The sequence below is a fragment of the Paenibacillus canaveralius genome (assembly GCF_047238265.1).
Classification (GTDB): domain Bacteria; phylum Bacillota; class Bacilli; order Paenibacillales; family NBRC-103111; genus Paenibacillus_F.
Window position 1 is genome coordinate 2,351,569 of the sequence record NZ_JBDFMM010000001.1, and the last position, 15,000, is coordinate 2,366,568.

Below are 15,000 nucleotides of genomic sequence, written 5' to 3' on the forward strand. Positions count from 1 at the left end.
AACCGCATAAGGGGGGGATTCGATGAGACAGCCTGCTTCTGAAGTAAACGTCTCCCGGCCGAAACAAAGTTATTCCGCGCAGCTCAGGTCGGATATCCGCAAAGATTGGGATTTATATCTGCTGCTGCTGCCCGGCATTCTGTTTGTTTTACTTTTCAAATACACGCCGATGTACGGTCTTGTCATTGCCTTCAAAGACTTTAATATTTTCGACGGCATGGCTGCAAGCCCGTGGGTAGGACTCGAGCATTTCAAAAAACTGTTTACCTCGCAGGAGTTCGGCGGTGTTTTCGTCAATACGCTCATTATTTCCCTGCTGAAAATCGTCATCCTGTTTCCGCTTCCCATTGTCGTCGCGATTCTGATGAACGAAATGAAGAACATGCTGTTCAAGCGTACGATCCAAACGGTCATTTATCTGCCGCACTTTCTGTCCTGGGTTATCGTGAGCGGAATTTTCATCGATCTGCTCTCCACAAACGGGGGCCTCGTCAACAAAGTACTGATCAGCCTGGGGCTGGAACAGATCGCCTTCTTCATGGACAGCAGCGTATTCCGCAGTGTCCTGGTCACGTCGGCGGGCTGGAAGGAAACCGGATGGGGCATCATCGTGTACCTCGCCGCTTTCTCCACGATCGACCCTCAGCTTTACGAAGCCGCCAAAATGGACGGCGCCGGGCGCCTGAAGCAGATCTGGCACATTACGCTGCCCGGAATTTTGCCGACGATTCTCCTGATGTTTATTCTCCGTCTGGGCTCCGTGCTCGAAGCGGGTACGGAACAAATTCTCGTCATGTACAACCCTACGGTTTACAACGTCTCCGACGTGATCGGCACGTTCGTGTACCGCATGGGTCTGGGTAACCAGGATTACAGCTTTACGACCGCCGTCGGACTTTTCGAATCGGTTATCGCCTTCACGCTTGTGATTACCGGCAATCATTTGAGCCGCAGATATTTGCAGCGCGGAATCTGGTAGAGAGGAAGAGACGCATATGAATACAGACGCAGCCCTGCCTGCCGTAAAGCCGCTCAAACGCAGAAAACCCCGGACGACCCCGTCCGAGAAGCTGTTCCATCTTATCAATTACACCTTGTTTATCCTGTTCGGACTGGCCACGCTGCTGCCGTTCCTGAACCTGATCTCCAAATCGCTGAGCGATGAATCCGCTGTCATTTCCGGACAGGTGAGCCTGTTTCCGGTCGGCTTTCAATTGAGCACTTACGCTTATGTGCTGCAGGATCAGATGTTCCTGAATTCGTTTAAAATTTCCATCCTGATCACGGTCATCGGTACGCTGCTCAGTCTTTTTCTGACCACAATCACGGCGTACCCCCTCTCGAAACCGAGGCTGCGGGGACGTAAATGGCTGCTGCTGCTGTTCATCTTCACGATGCTGTTCAGCGGCGGGCTCATTCCGATGTACCTGCTCATGCAGAACCTGAATCTGGTCAACACGCTGCCCGCTCTTTTCCTGCCGGCTATGGTGAATGTGTATAACATGCTCATCATCAAAAACTACTTCGAAGGGCTGCCCGAAAGCCTTGAAGAATCGGCGAAAATGGACGGGGCGAGCAATCTGCGCATTTTGTTCAGCATCATGCTGCCGCTTTCCCTGCCGGTTCTCGCTACGATCGCGCTTTTCTTCGCGGTATATTTCTGGAACGACTATTTTGCCGCCATGATCTACATTACGAATCCGAGTCTGAAGCCGATGCAGCTGTTTCTGAAGGAACTGCTCATTTCGTCCACCGGGGATTTTCTCCGGAACAACAATCTGGATTCCTCGATGAATACGACGCCCCAGTCGATCCAGGCCGCTTCGATCCTGCTTGCGACGCTGCCGATCCTGCTCGTTTACCCGTTTTTGCAAAAATATTTCGTGAAAGGGGTTCTGGTCGGCTCGGTAAAAGGCTGACAGGCACCTTCATTCGGAAAGGCGGTGAGGCCCTTCTCTTGAGGCTTGCGGAACTCTGCTCGGTCTTGTTGTTCAACAAAAAGGGAGGTTTACATCTATGTTAAAAAAAGCAGCGCTTCTACTCACGGTCGCAGCCCTTGGAGTCACCACGGCGGCATGCGGCGGAGGAAAAGAGACCCAGACCGGCGGTACTTCGCCGGCACCGGCAGGAGGAGCCAAGCCGGCCCTGCGCCAGCTGATGCAGTACGGCAATTTCGATCCGAACAAAGAATTTACCGCCAAAACGATTTCGGAAAAAACAGGCTATAAGGTCAATTACGAAATGCTTCCGGCGGAAAATCCGGACGAGAAGCTGAACCTGCTGATGGCAAACAAAGAAGAGTACGACGTCATGAAGCTGAGCGCACCGCAGTTTGAGAAGCTGGCTACCTCGGGCGCCCTGGAGCCGCTCGACGACCTGCTCGAAAAGCACGCGCCGAACATGAAAGCGGCCATCGACCCGGCTGCGTGGGAAAGCGCCAAAGTAAACGGCAAAATCTACGCCATTCCGGAAACGGGCTCGGGTCTCGCGGTGGGGGAAGAACTTGTTGTCCGGCAGGACTGGATGGATGAGCTCGGCCTGAAAACGCCGACGAACACGGACGAGCTGTACACGGTGCTGAAAACGATCAAAGAAAAGAAAAACATCGCACCGCTTACCGGTTCCAAAGATGCGAAGGAGTCCATTATCGGCGATATCGGGGCCGCATTCGGCGTGACCGCGGACTGGGTGAACCAGAACGGAACGCTCGTTCATCAGGTAGAAACACCGGCGATGAAAGAATTCCTGACTTATATGAACAAGCTGTACAAAGAAGGTCTGATCGATCAGGAAATGCCGATCAATACGAGCGCCAAGGCGATCGAGAAGTTTTCCAGCGGCAAAGCGGCCATTTTCAAACAGGCTTATTGGAACGCGGGTACGACAGAGAAGGCGCTTAAGAAAAACGATCCGAACGCGAAAACGGCCATTATTCCTTTCCTGAAAGATAAATCCGGCAAAGCTTCCACGTTCGTGAAAGCGAATACAACCTGGTTTGTCACGATCCCGAAAGTTTCCAAGCATAAAGAAGATGCTGTGAAATTTCTGGATCTGAAGCTGAAACCGGATAATTTCATCGAGATCGCCATCGGCAAGCAGGGCGAGCATCATGAGATCAAAGACGGCAAATACTATCCGATTCTGCCGAAGTTTAACGACGAGCTTAACAACGGAAGCGGATTCCTGACAGGCGTGGATTATAAAAAATACCCGGACTACTGGCAGGCCCGTGTGCGTAAAGATCCCGTTCTGCAGGCGTTCTTCGAACAGATCAACAAAAACGCCGAAGGCATCATGGTCACCGATCCGCTTGCCAAGGCGCCGCCGATTGCGGACATCTCCAAAAACAAGCAGAAACTCGACAAGTTCCAGACCGACAGCATGCTGAAATTTATCAGCGGATCGGATCCGTTGTCCAATTACGATCAATTCCTGGCCAAATGGAAGGCCGATGGCGGCGATGCGATGATTAAAGCGGCCAACGATTGGTTCAAAAGCGCCAAAAAATAACGCACATCACATCCAGAATCATTCACATCCGGCAGCGGCTTACGAGCAGCTGCCGTTTTTTTCTCCGGCTCCGGCCGGGTTCGACTCTAAACTTTGACCGAAAGAAGGGAGCCGTTATGAAAAGCTTGCTGCGCAAGTGGAATGGGATGATGATTATCGCTCTGGTCTTGTCTTTGCTTTCTCCTGCATTTGGAAAAGTCTCGGCACAAGGACCGGGACAGGAGAGCGGAGGAAGTCAGCCGCAAGCCGCAGGCGTGACGGACGATGTGTATGTCCTGTCGCGGGACGGCGCGTTCCGGCTGACGGTCGGACACATCAACGTCAATGTCGATGCGCCGCCCCAGAAGACGAACTATGTGGCCCTGTTTACGAGCGGAGCCCAAGTGACGAATTCGCCGGAGACCGATCAAGTATTCGTCAAGAAGACGAACACGGCGATTGCCGTGGATAAGTACGGCCGGGTGATCCGCGTGATCGGTCCGACCGCTCTTCCGCCGACAGGCTCCACGTGGGAGGAAAGCCAGAACCTGCCCGTTCCGGAGGGCGGATATGTGCTGCTAGCCAACGATTCTTCGTGGGGAACGTCCGTAACCCGGAAACCGCTTTTCGAGCATTACAAAACCGGAGACACCGTGTCTTTGCATAAAGGGGGAAAAGTGGTGCACGCAGGTGATTTTCTGAACCCGAACCCGGGCCTAAAGCTCGTAACGGCATCCGGCACGACGGTTACTTCGCCTGATTTTACGGTCAAGGGACAGGTGATCCGTTACGGCAGCGGACAAGGAATCTCCTTGACCGTGAACGGGACGGAAGCCGCGCTGAAGGCGGACGGGGCTTTTCAAAGCGAGGTCCGTCTGACGGCGGGAACGAACGCCATACCCGTCAAACTGCTGAAAGACGGCCGGGAGATCGCTTCGTCCACGGTGACCGTCACGTATAACGACGCTCAGCAGCCGGCCGACCTCATCGAAGTCGAGGCGGCGCCGATCGACATTACGATCAGCATTGAAGGCCCGCGCCACGCGATCGGTTACGTAGACCAGGATATCGCCGGAATCGACGACACCGTGGCGCTCTTCACGAACGATTGGGGACCGCAGGTTACCGTTCCCCAGTTTAACGTTGCCGTGCAGGTGGATGCGGGGAACAGGGTGACGAAGGTCATCAATCCTTCCATAGACGGTAAAACGCCGGCCTGGACCGGACCGACGGATCTTGAAATCCCGCCCGGCGGCTATGTGCTGGTCGCCCAGGATACGAGCTATGCCAGCAAAAACATCAAGAAATATTTGGCGACGTATTTTAAAGCAGGGGATGCGATCAAGCTCCGCAAGAACGGCTTCGCGGTCCCGGTCAAGGAACTGATGGGAGCGGGCGGGCCGATTGCCAGGCTGAAGCTCGATAATTACGCGATGTATACGGAGACGAAGCCGTCTACCGAGCTTTCCGGAACGATTACGAATATGGACGACCCTGCGAAAATCGCGTTATCGGTCAACGGAACTCCGCTTCCGTTCGGTCCGGACGGAAAGTTCAAAACTTCGTACCCGCTTGCCGAGGGCATCAATTATTTGGATCTCACCGTTACGAAAGAAGGCAAAGAACAGGACTCCAAAAATCTCGTCGTCTACAGCAGACCCGGCTTCTCCACCGAAAAGAAGGTGATCTTGTGGGTCGACCAGGCCGCGAACGCGAGAAAATTCCAAACCGCCGATAACGTGGATGATTTTCTGCGGACCGCGAAAGAAAACGGCGTAACTTCCGTCGTTTTTGACGTGAAAGGAGTGGAGGGGTACGTCTCGTACAAGAAAAGCACCTTGACCGCGCGTCCGTACGTAAGCGCGATTAAAGCGCCGGAAAAAGCGGGCTCCAATCCCGATCTCGATCTGCTCCAGGAATTTATCCGGGGCAGCCGCGAGCTGGGACTCGATATCCACGTCGCCTTTAACATTTTCGCGGAGGGGTCGATCGCCAGCAATGAATACGCTCTGCTGAACAGCCATCTCGACTGGGAGGAACGCGTCTACAACGCGGCGGATAAGGGGCAGATCAAGCGGCTTCGCGAATCCGCCAAGCAGGACGCCGTCGCTTTCGTGAACCCGTCCAACGACGAGGTGCGCGATTTTCAGCTGAAAACGATTGAAGAAGTGCTGCAAAATTACGACGTGGACGGGGTCGTGCTGGACCGTGCCCGGTATGACAACGAGAGCGCGGATTTCAGCGACGTGACGAAAGCGAAGTTCGAATCGTTCCTGGGCGCCCGCGGCAAACAGCTTCAAAACTGGCCGGACGACGTGTTCACATACGCGGGTAACGTGCGCAAAGACGGTCCGCTTATCCGGGACTGGTGGGAATTCCGGTCGAAAACGATCAAAAGCTTCACGTCCGAAGTCAGGCAGCTTGCCGACCGGTATAAAGCCGAAAAAGGCAAAAAGATTGACGTGTCCGCCTATGTGGGCTCCTGGTTCGAATCGTATTACCTGAACGGCGTACACTGGGGCAGCACGGAATTCCGCTACGACGAGCGTCTGCGGATGAAGGACGAATCCGTATACACGCCGGGTTATTATGAAAGCGGCTATGTGAAAAATCTCGATTTCATCATGATCGGCGCCTACCAGACGACCGCTCCCGAGATCGAACATTACATTACGCTCGGCAACATCGTCACGAACGGGGAAGTGCCGCTCTACGCCGGCATCGCCCTCACGAATGTGCAGGAACCCGCTCTCCAGCGTGACGTATTCCAGGCGGGTCTGGAAAATACGCACGGGCTTATGCTTTTCGACGCGTCTCAGGTGAACTGGCCCGTAGCCGGCGCGGCCCTGCGCAATCTCGTTTATGTGCGGGATTACCAGCTCGGCATCTCCCTTCCGGACTCGCCCGATTCATTCCTGGAGGGAAGCTACACTAACACCAATCTCATCGAAAATAACATCGGCGTGCTCACGGACACCTTCGGCTATTCGACGGGCAACAGCCGTTTCGGCGTGGAAGCGGTCGTGGACGGCACAGGCATAGTGACGGCCGTGCCGAACAAAACCCAGGCCATGACGTGGAGCTGGGGCAAGCCGGAAGAAACGAACAGCGTTATTCCGAAAGGCGGCTTCGTCGTATCGGCGCTGGACGCTTCCGGCGTCCGCACCAAGCGGCAGCTCGTCGCGAATGCTTACGAGACCGGCGACTCCGTGCGGGCGGCGTCCCTCAGCGGCTTCCTCGCGTACGAGGGGCTAAGAACGTCCGCCGACAGTGTGACCTTCCGGGGCAAGGTCGACGTTTTGGGCCCGGGCAAGGCGGCCGTTACCGTAAACGGACAGGAGGCCGCTCTCCGGCAAGACGGCGCTTTCGAAGCGGATATCGCGATTCGTCCCGGGGCCAATCCGGTGGTCGTTACGGTCCGCGTGGACGGACTCAAGACGAACGAGAAGACTGTCACGATCATCGGAGATGAAGCGGCGGTCCGCGCACTGAAGCTCGACCGCGACTCGTACGGTATGACGAAGGGCGAAAGCGTCCGGCTGGCCGTCACGGCCGAGTACAAGAGCGGCGCGAAGGACGTGACGGGACAGGCGGCGTATACGTCGCTGAATCCGTCCGTTGCCGCCGTGGACGCTTCCGGGCGGATCACCGCGCTGCGCGAAGGGAACGTCACGGTGCAGGCCGCTTACGAAGGGCATACCGCGCTGGCCCGGGTAACCGTAAGCCCGGGCAGCACCGGAGGCGGATCGGACCCGGGCACGGACACGGGCTCCGGCACGGATAGCGGAAGCGGAAGCGGCTCCGCCGGAGGGGGCACGTCCCCGTCCGGACCGGAACGCACGTCGGTGACGGAGACGAAAGATTCCGGCGGGCGCAGCCTGACGCTCGTCTCGGCGGATGCCGGCGTGATGGAAGCCGAGCTTGCGGCGCTGCAAGGAAAGGCGGCCCCGGTCCTTTCCTACGCTATTCCCGGCAGCGGGCCGGCGGGCGCCTTATCGCTGCCGGGCGCGGCGCTCCGCAAGGCGGCCGCCGGATCGCCTGACGCGATCCTCAGCGTATCCTCGCATCTCGGCGGCATCGAGCTCCCGGCGGGGCAGCTTGCGGCGCACTTTCCTGCGGAAGGCAGTTTCGATCTGCTTGTGGAGATCGGGCTGACTCCCGCGGATGAGACCGCAGAGCTATCCGCCCGGGCGGCAAAGGAGGGCATGCGGGTACAGGGCATGCCGGTTGATTTGCGTGTTTTCCTCTCGGCCGGAGGGGAAACGAAGGAAATCGGCACTTTCGGCAGCTATGTCCGAAGAAGCGTAAACCTGCCGGAAGCGCTCGACCCTGAGCGCGCCACGGCGGTGGAGAGGGACCCGGCGAGCGGAGAACTGCGCTTCGTGCCCTCCCGTTTCGAATCGTCAGGAGGCACGCACCGGGCCGTAATCCGCGACAGAAGCGGCGGGACCTACGCGGTTGTTGCCGACGCTGCCGGCTTCTCCGATCTTGCCGCTCACTGGTCGCGGAAGGATGTCGAGCTGCTGGCCGCAAAGCGCATCGCCGACGGCATGGAGGCCGGCGTCTTCTTGCCGGACGAGGCGCTGACGCGGGCGCAGTTCACGGCCCTGCTGACGCGGGCCCTTGCGCTCGACCCGGCGCCCGCCGCTGCCGGCTTCACCGACGTCCCCGGCGACGCGTGGTTTGCCGGCCCCGTGGGTGCCGCCGTTCAGGCGCGGCTCGCCGACGGCTTCGAGACCGGGGAGTTCCGCCCCGGGGAGGTGCTGACACGCGAGCAGATGAGCGTAATGCTCATACGCGCCGCGAAGCTGGCCGGTGTCCGGACGGTGGAGAACTCCGCGGCGGGTACGCTTGAGGTCTTCGCGGACCGGGACGATATCTCCGGCTGGGCGGCAGGCGCCGTCTCGCAGGCGGTGGAAGCCGGCCTGCTGGACGGGCGCGGAGACGGCCGCTTCGTGCCCGGAGGCACGGCTACACGCGCGGAAGGCGCGGCGGTGCTGACACGGCTGCTGCGGACAGCCGGATTCGTGAACGGAGCGTAGGTGCACTCCCCGTGCAGGTTTTGAATGAAACAAGGAGCATACCAGAGGGTATGCTCCTTGTTTCATTTGGCCGGGCGGAATGAAGCTCCCTGCAAGGGTTTTTGTTTCAAGGGCTTCATTTTCCGTTCTCGGAGGGTGACGTCGTTTGTCCGTTTTTTGAGGCTCTTTTTTCGATGGAAAGGAGGAGCGGATACAACACGACCAAGAACAGGCTCACATACAGCGACCTTTCAAAAAATTGTTTAAAACGTGCCGGAGACCAGTTTCCTTCCCCAATAATCCAATAGGCCGCCACGTTTGCTATTCCTATTCCATCATTTGCTTCCGGAATCAGACTTTGAGTATAATTTTGCGATAGACTGACGGCGGCGACCAGGGTAAAAAGAAGCAAGATGAGTACAGTGTTTGAGTACACGGCATCCATTTTCGCTTTCTTCATAAAAACCGCCCCGATCGCTGCTGCGGCAAGGCAGACAGCGGAGTACAGCAAGCGGGAAACCTCCTTGGAAAATGATGTTTTCTTTCGTATAGCAAGACAGCAGCGGCCTTCCTGTTATAAAGATTCTAAATCTAAGCTCTGGAAAAGAGGTCTTAAAAAGGAATTTTGTTCCTGACGGCGAATAGGAGTAATTTCCGTTTAGAGGCGGATCTTCTTGGAACCGCTGCCGGACGCTATCGTAGGAAAAAGCGTGAAGCGAGGCTGCCCGGTAAATTTTGCTACAAGGACGAAATCGTGCGGTTTCAAATGCGGCGTGAGTGCCAAATGGATGCCGCATAAGTGCGGCATAAGTGCCGCACCTACATTCGTATCACAAGAAATTTTAGGAGGAACCAACAGATGAACGAGAACATGCGTAACTGGCCGGAGGAACTTGTCGGGCTTCTCGGGCAGACAGAATTGACCGTGAACAAAACCGGTTATTCCGGGGATCACGTTTATCACGTAAAAGAGTACGGGGGAGCCCCCGCTTTTCTTAAAATCGCCCCGAGCGCCTGGTGGAGAACGCTCCGGCCGGAAATCGAAGCACTTGCTTGGCTGGACGGGAAACTCCCGGTCCCCAAAGTTTTATACACGGCGGAACATGGCGGGATGGATTATTTGCTGATGGAGGCGCTGCCCGGCAAAGACGGTTCCCACGAAACGATCCAGGGTAAGCCGGAGTTCTTCGTAAAGCTATACGCGGAAAGCCTCCGGCGCATTCACAGCCTGGATATCCGCGATTGTCCCCTTGCTAACGGCTTGGACAAGAAGCTCCGGGATGCGAAAAGAATAGTCGACGAGCGCATTGTGGATCCGACGGAAATAAAAGAGGAGTATGACTGCACGCCGGAGGAATTGTATGGAATTTTGCTCGCCGATAAGCCGGGAACCGAGGATCTGGTGTTTGCGCATGGAGATTATTGTGCGCCTAATCTGATTATCGACGGAGAGAAGCTGTCGGGATTTATCGATCTCGGACGAGCGGGCGTGGCGGATCGTTATCAGGACATCGGTCTGGCGATCCGGAGCCTCCGGCACGATTACGGTGATGACCGCTATAAGGCCTTCTTCCTGGAATATTACGGTCTTACCGGGCTTGATGAACACAAAGTCGAGTATTACATCCGGCTGGATGAATTTTTTTGATAGACCGGAAGGAGGCGCACAAATGTATACGAATCCGAAAAAAACGGATTGGAGCAAGCTGGTTTATAACGGGACGTATTGGCAGATTACGGGAGGCGAATACGATATTTTCGTAAAAGGGGACGAAGCCGCTCCGGCAGAGGAGTACCTCGACATGGCAAAGACCGTTACGGCGAATATCGAGGAGCATATGGAACGGGCGGTTCGCTTTCTCGGCGAATTTTTGAAGCTGAAAGGCGAATGGAGTCTAAATACGCTGGATTTCGGCTGCTGCTACAGCGGGGTCCGCCACGATTTCGAGCTGACACTGGATTTTGAGGAGGAAGGCGACGTCTTCCGGTTCGTGTACACCACCATCGTCGTAAGCTTTGATATCCGGAGCTTTTCCGTACAAAAAGAAGTGAAACCGCAGCGGATCGAAATCGGTTTCCGTTAAAAACAAGGAGGTCCGAGATGCTGTACCATTTCAGCGAAGAACCCGATATCCCGGCGTTCCTCCCGCGAAAGCCGCCGGGGCGGGAAGATCTTCCTCCCGTCGTCTGGGCGGTGGACGAAGCTCATGCGCATTTATACTACTTTCCGCGGGAGTGTCCGCGAATCGTGTATACGCTCACGGATGACGTCACGAAGGGGGATAGGCGGCTTTTGTTCGGGCCATCCTGCTCCCGCACGGTCATTGCAATAGAGAGCGCCTGGCTGGAGCGGATGAGAAAAACGGCCCTGTACCGCTATGCCTTCGACGAGCGGGATTTCCGATTGCTTGATGCGACGGCGGGCTATTACATATCTGAGCAGCAGGTAACGCCTTTATCGGTGGAGCCCGAAGAGGACCTGCTGGCCAAGCTCGCGGCGACGGGCGCCGAACTGCGGATCGTGCCGAACCTTTACCCGCTGCGAGATACTTTGTTGGCTTCTTCCGTTTCGCATTTTTCGATCATTCGTTTCCGAAATGCGCAGCCTTCCCGGTAGAACCCGCGGAAGGCTATTTTCTTTGTTTATATTTGCCCGAATGGATGACGTGGACTTTCACCTCGATCTTCTCAATGGAATCCGAATCCAGCGGGAATTCTTTTCCTTTAAAATGTTTTTTCCAAAGGTCCGGGTGTTTACGGTATAGCGTTTCGCTCAGCTTTAGAACATCGACATTTTTTCGCAAACCTTTGCGAAAGGAGTCCGTCAGTTCGTTTTTCACCTCGTTTTGGGCGGCGGTCTGGATTTCTGCCTGCGTCGCTTGTTCCCGGATCTCATCGAGAAAAGCATCGAGCTTGAGAGAGATGGAAAAGCGGATTTTGCCGCCGACAGACCGGGCGTCAATCGTATAGCGAGGATCTTCCAGGATGAGGGTGGCCAGCGGATTAGCTTTCGGTACTTCCAGCGGAGAGCGCTCCAGCTTCGTTTGAAGCCACCGGGCGCCTTTCAGGTCATCCTGCGACATCCACGCCGTATACCGGTGATGGTTAAAAAAATAGGCACCGTTTATTTCATAGAGAGGAATCTTTTTCTGATCTTCGTTCCAAACGCCGTTGTTAAGCGTTAGAGAGGGCAGCAGCGTCGAATTGCTCGATTCGTTCAAATCCGCGATGAATTTGTACCCGTACACGGGCAGGATCAACGACTTTTGCGAATAAAATTGTTCGGGTCTGGCCAGCAGCGACTCGATCGGCGAAAAATTAAGCAGAGACGTTTGGGACAGCAGCTTAACGAGAGGCTTGTCCGTTCCGTAGAATAAGATGTTGTAGCGGATTTCGCGGTATCGGTTAATCATGTCGTACACATTCGAAAGCCCCTGCTTCATCATGGCTTCGCTTAAAATGACCACTTTAACATGTCCCCAGAACAGGCGCAGCTGCGAGGTGGAGTAAATCGACGTTAGCGACTGCGACAAGGTGCGTCCCTCTCCGCGGCCCACCCAAATCGGTATGCGCTGTCCGAGCTGGTTGTTTTCACTTTTGGCGATATTTGAGAAATTAAGGATCTGAACATACGTAATGTAATTTCCGTTCTCGTAATCAATGCCCAGCGCGGTCGCGTAGGCCATCGTCTGAATATCCTTGGAGTTCCAGCAGCCGGTCGGCAGCACAAGACAAAGCATCAGGCCAAGCAGGCATACGCCTCTTTTGGCGGCACTCACGGGTTATCTTCCTCCTTATGATCTTGGTCCCGGGCGTGCACGTTTTCCGGTCTGCGGGTCATGAGAGTCCAGGGCAGCCGCATAAACGCGGGCAGCCAATTCCTGTAGATGGGGGGCGAGAATGGCGACAGATAAGGGATGCCGAAAGATCTCAGCCTGGACAGATAGACCGTCACGATAATGAGACCCATGATCAGACCAAACATACCGAGGATACAGGAGAGAAAAAAAAGAAAAAAACGGATCAAGCTGACGGCCGAGCTCAGATTCTGGTTGACCAGGGTGGCGTTGCTGACGGCCGTTATGGCTCCCACGACGACGACTGATGGGGAAACAAGTCCCGCCCGGATGGCCGCGTCGCCGATAATGAGGCCGCCTACGACGGTCAGCACCTGACCGATTGCGCTCGGAAGGCGAACCCCCGCTTCCCGGAACACCTCCAGCAGAATGAGAAGAATCAGCAGCTCGAACTGGCCCGAGAAAGGCAGGCCGAGCCTGGCGGTCGTAATGGTGGCCAGCAGCCGGAACGGAATCTGATCCTGATGGAAGGCGGCCAGGGAAACCCAGAACCCCGGCAGCAGTACGCACAAAAAAATGCTCAAAATCCGTACCAGCCGCGAGAACGAAGTGTAGTAAAAGCCCGTGTGCAAATCTTCTGGCGATTTAAGCTGCATGGCCATGGTGGCCGGTGCAATCAGGACCATCGGATTGCCGTCGACCATGATAACAAATCTTCCGTTCAGGAGAGAGCTGACGGCAAAATCCGGGCGGCCGGTGTAATCCATCAAAGGCATAAGCGAATATTTTTGACGGGCTATGAGCTCCTCGATTTGTGAAATGCTGTAAATGCCGTCCACGTCGATAGCCTGCAGCCGGGTACGGGCTTCAACTAGCAGCTCGGGGGACAGGATGTCCCGGATGTACATCAGGGCCACTTTCGTCCGCGTTCGTGTGCCGAGCACGAACTTCTCGCAGCAGAGCGTATGACTGCGGATTCTTTTGCGAATCAGGGCGGTATTGACGGACAGATTTTCCACGAACCCGTCCCGCGGGCCCTTGATGGAAAGTTCCGTATTGGACTCTTCGGGACTTCGTTCCGGCAGGTTGCTGATGTTCATAAAATAGGCGGTGCGAAGACCCGGGAACACGATAAGCAAATTGCCCTCAAACAAACCTTCGGCAATCGTTTGGGCCGAAACGGCTTCCCCAAGGGGGACAAGAGGCAGACATGAGCCGAGCACGACCGCCTCGCTTTGAAAGCCGCCACCTTTATCATAGGCGATTTCTAGCCCGGGCAGCACCGTTTCCCCGATCAGTCTGACTGTTACTCGTTCCCTCGCTGTACATCAGAAGAACCTCGGACGTCTCCGGCTCGTTCCCACCGAACGTATGGGTAAGCAGCACAACGTCGTCGCTTTCGCAAAACATTTCTCTAAGCTTGCCGGCTGTCCAAATGTGTGTATTGCCGCTGGGTGTCATCAGGAAATTCTCTCCTTGCGCGGTTTGGTCAGGACAGCTACGGCCGTCCACAGAATAACGGAACCGAGAATCCCGATGAGGGACGGCAAAAAGTAAAACATCTGCATAAAGTCATACAAGTTCTGCTGCGTAATCGGCAGCAGTGTGACAAGCAAGTAGCTGAGAGCCATACCGGCGATAAACCGGTTTCGGTTTTTCGCCTTTTTAAACGGAAGAAGATCTCCCAGCAGAAACAGGGAAAGGCTGATTCGGACCATCGTTCCCGCCAGCCACTGAAATACCGAGAAAAAATCGACATGCTCAATCGTCTCGCCAATCTTGACAAGCCTCCACTGCTCGTAGGGCGATTCCGCCTGCTTCGCGGCTTCATGGGGGCCGAACTCCGTTATGGCCCCGATCAGGGGACCGAGCATAATATGAATGAACAGGAGGGCGAGAATAAAAAGCTGCCAGCTTTTGATCCGCGTTTTGATATGATGCTGAAGGGCGATAATCAGAACAAATTCGATAAAACCGCTCGCCGCATAAACGAATCCGTTCATAACGGGCATCACTCCGAATTCCAGCATGGGAAAGAGACGGTCATATTCTTTGTTGGGCATGTTGGCGATCATGACGAAATACCCGAGCACCACTACGAAAGGCAGAAGCACACCTGCACTGATCGCGATCGTCCGGACGCCCGAAACCGCGCAGAAGGTACATACGGCAATCAGCGTAAGAGTCAAAGCGAGCCGGGGTGTGGCCGGCAAGTAGTTTGTCACCGTCCAGATACTGGTGTGCAGCAGGGTCGTCAGCCCGATCAGATAGATCTGAACATAGAGCGGGACGATCAGTACCCAAGAGACCACCGGGTGGGTCCGCTCCGCCAGCCAGGGCTGCAGCTTGCGCTGTCCCGTTTTTTTCATGAACAAGACGAGAAGAAGACACCAGGGAAGCAGGAACAGGGCGGCGAACAGTGGAACGAGCCAAGCATCCCTTCCGGAAGCGTCCAGCACAATGGGATTGAGAATGACATGATTCATCAGGCCGTTCACGAGCAGCATCATCATCGTAAGCTGCAAAACGGTTATTTTTCCATCCGAATAAACCATAGAACACCGTCTTTCCGGTTTTTGGGGCAGCGGATCGGCTATCCTTTTGTAGCTTTTGTATAAGGAGGAAATTTTATGTTTGTTCAGATCAAGTTTGAAGAAAAAAAAGTCGAAGTACGATTGAGACGTCCGTTCGGG

Annotated in this window: 11 protein-coding genes; 7 read left to right on the top strand and 4 right to left on the bottom strand. The window is 55.4% G+C overall.

The genetic code is table 11. The features are described from left to right. Positions 1 to 22 precede the first annotated feature (22 nt). The 4 genes from ABC395_RS11040 (at position 23) to ABC395_RS11055 (ending at position 8,531) form a co-directional block, all read left to right on the top strand. Complete coding sequence (locus tag ABC395_RS11040) at positions 23 to 979, top strand: ABC transporter permease (RefSeq protein WP_413002990.1); 957 nt, start codon at positions 23 to 25, stop codon at positions 977 to 979. Between the two features lie 16 nt (positions 980 to 995). Then, the gene (locus tag ABC395_RS11045) at positions 996 to 1,919 is read left to right on the top strand and encodes a carbohydrate ABC transporter permease (protein ID WP_413002992.1); all 924 of its coding nucleotides are present in this window, start codon (positions 996 to 998) and stop codon (positions 1,917 to 1,919) included. A gap of 97 nt (positions 1,920 to 2,016) precedes the next feature. After that, on the top strand, positions 2,017 to 3,510 hold the full coding sequence (locus ABC395_RS11050) for an extracellular solute-binding protein (RefSeq protein ID WP_413002994.1): 1,494 nt from the start codon (positions 2,017 to 2,019) through the stop codon (positions 3,508 to 3,510). A gap of 116 nt (positions 3,511 to 3,626) precedes the next feature. After that, the gene (locus ABC395_RS11055) at positions 3,627 to 8,531 is read left to right on the top strand and encodes an S-layer homology domain-containing protein (protein ID WP_413002995.1); all 4,905 of its coding nucleotides are present in this window, start codon (positions 3,627 to 3,629) and stop codon (positions 8,529 to 8,531) included. Between the two features lie 115 nt (positions 8,532 to 8,646). Here ABC395_RS11055 and ABC395_RS11060 read toward each other — a convergent pair whose 3' ends face one another. Beyond that, positions 8,647 to 9,021 (bottom strand): hypothetical protein, encoded by a 375-nt coding sequence (locus tag ABC395_RS11060; RefSeq protein ID WP_413002996.1) that lies wholly within the window; start codon positions 9,019 to 9,021, stop codon positions 8,647 to 8,649. A 348-nt stretch (positions 9,022 to 9,369) separates the two neighbouring features. On the opposite strand from ABC395_RS11060, the gene aph(3')-IVa reads away from it, so the two are divergent. The 3 genes from aph(3')-IVa to ABC395_RS11075 are packed head-to-tail and all read left to right on the top strand — an operon-like array spanning position 9,370 to position 11,127. Beyond that, positions 9,370 to 10,158 carry an aminoglycoside O-phosphotransferase APH(3')-IVa gene (gene aph(3')-IVa / locus ABC395_RS11065; RefSeq protein WP_413002997.1) on the top strand — a complete coding sequence of 263 codons (789 nt, stop codon included), beginning with the start codon at positions 9,370 to 9,372 and terminating at the stop codon, positions 10,156 to 10,158. A gap of 22 nt (positions 10,159 to 10,180) precedes the next feature. Next, positions 10,181 to 10,594, top strand: a complete 414-nt coding sequence (locus tag ABC395_RS11070) for a hypothetical protein (RefSeq protein ID WP_413002998.1) — start codon at positions 10,181 to 10,183, stop codon at positions 10,592 to 10,594. Between the two features lie 17 nt (positions 10,595 to 10,611). After that, entirely contained in the window at positions 10,612 to 11,127 is a 516-nt protein-coding gene (locus tag ABC395_RS11075; RefSeq protein WP_413002999.1) for a DUF6886 family protein, read from the top strand. A gap of 13 nt (positions 11,128 to 11,140) precedes the next feature. On the opposite strand, the gene ABC395_RS11080 is transcribed toward ABC395_RS11075, so the two are convergent. From ABC395_RS11080 to ABC395_RS11090, 3 genes are all read right to left on the bottom strand, one after another. Then, entirely contained in the window at positions 11,141 to 12,289 is a 1,149-nt protein-coding gene (locus ABC395_RS11080) for a Ger(x)C family spore germination protein (RefSeq protein ID WP_413003001.1), read from the bottom strand. Next, positions 12,286 to 13,590, bottom strand: a complete 1,305-nt coding sequence (locus ABC395_RS11085; RefSeq protein ID WP_413003003.1) for a spore germination protein — start codon at positions 13,588 to 13,590, stop codon at positions 12,286 to 12,288. The genes ABC395_RS11080 and ABC395_RS11085 overlap by 4 nt, the downstream gene beginning before the upstream one ends. Positions 13,591 to 13,767: 177 nt before the next feature. Then, positions 13,768 to 14,862, bottom strand: coding sequence for an endospore germination permease (locus tag ABC395_RS11090; protein ID WP_413003005.1), 1,095 nt, complete (start codon positions 14,860 to 14,862; stop codon positions 13,768 to 13,770). Between the last annotated feature and the right edge of the window lie 138 nt (positions 14,863 to 15,000).

Bases quoted from the DNA above. Each gene is read 5' to 3' on its own strand.
- ABC395_RS11045 (WP_413002992.1), top strand. From the start codon at position 996: ATGAATACAGACGCAGCCCTGCCTGCCGTAAAGCCGCTCAAACGCAGA.
- ABC395_RS11040 (WP_413002990.1), top strand. From the start codon at position 23: ATGAGACAGCCTGCTTCTGAAGTAAACGTCTCCCGGCCGAAACAAAGT.
- ABC395_RS11055 (WP_413002995.1), top strand. From the start codon at position 3,627: ATGAAAAGCTTGCTGCGCAAGTGGAATGGGATGATGATTATCGCTCTG.
- ABC395_RS11075 (WP_413002999.1), top strand. From the start codon at position 10,612: ATGCTGTACCATTTCAGCGAAGAACCCGATATCCCGGCGTTCCTCCCG.
- ABC395_RS11090 (WP_413003005.1), bottom strand. From the start codon at position 14,862: ATGGTTTATTCGGATGGAAAAATAACCGTTTTGCAGCTTACGATGATG.
- ABC395_RS11070 (WP_413002998.1), top strand. From the start codon at position 10,181: ATGTATACGAATCCGAAAAAAACGGATTGGAGCAAGCTGGTTTATAAC.
- ABC395_RS11050 (WP_413002994.1), top strand. From the start codon at position 2,017: ATGTTAAAAAAAGCAGCGCTTCTACTCACGGTCGCAGCCCTTGGAGTC.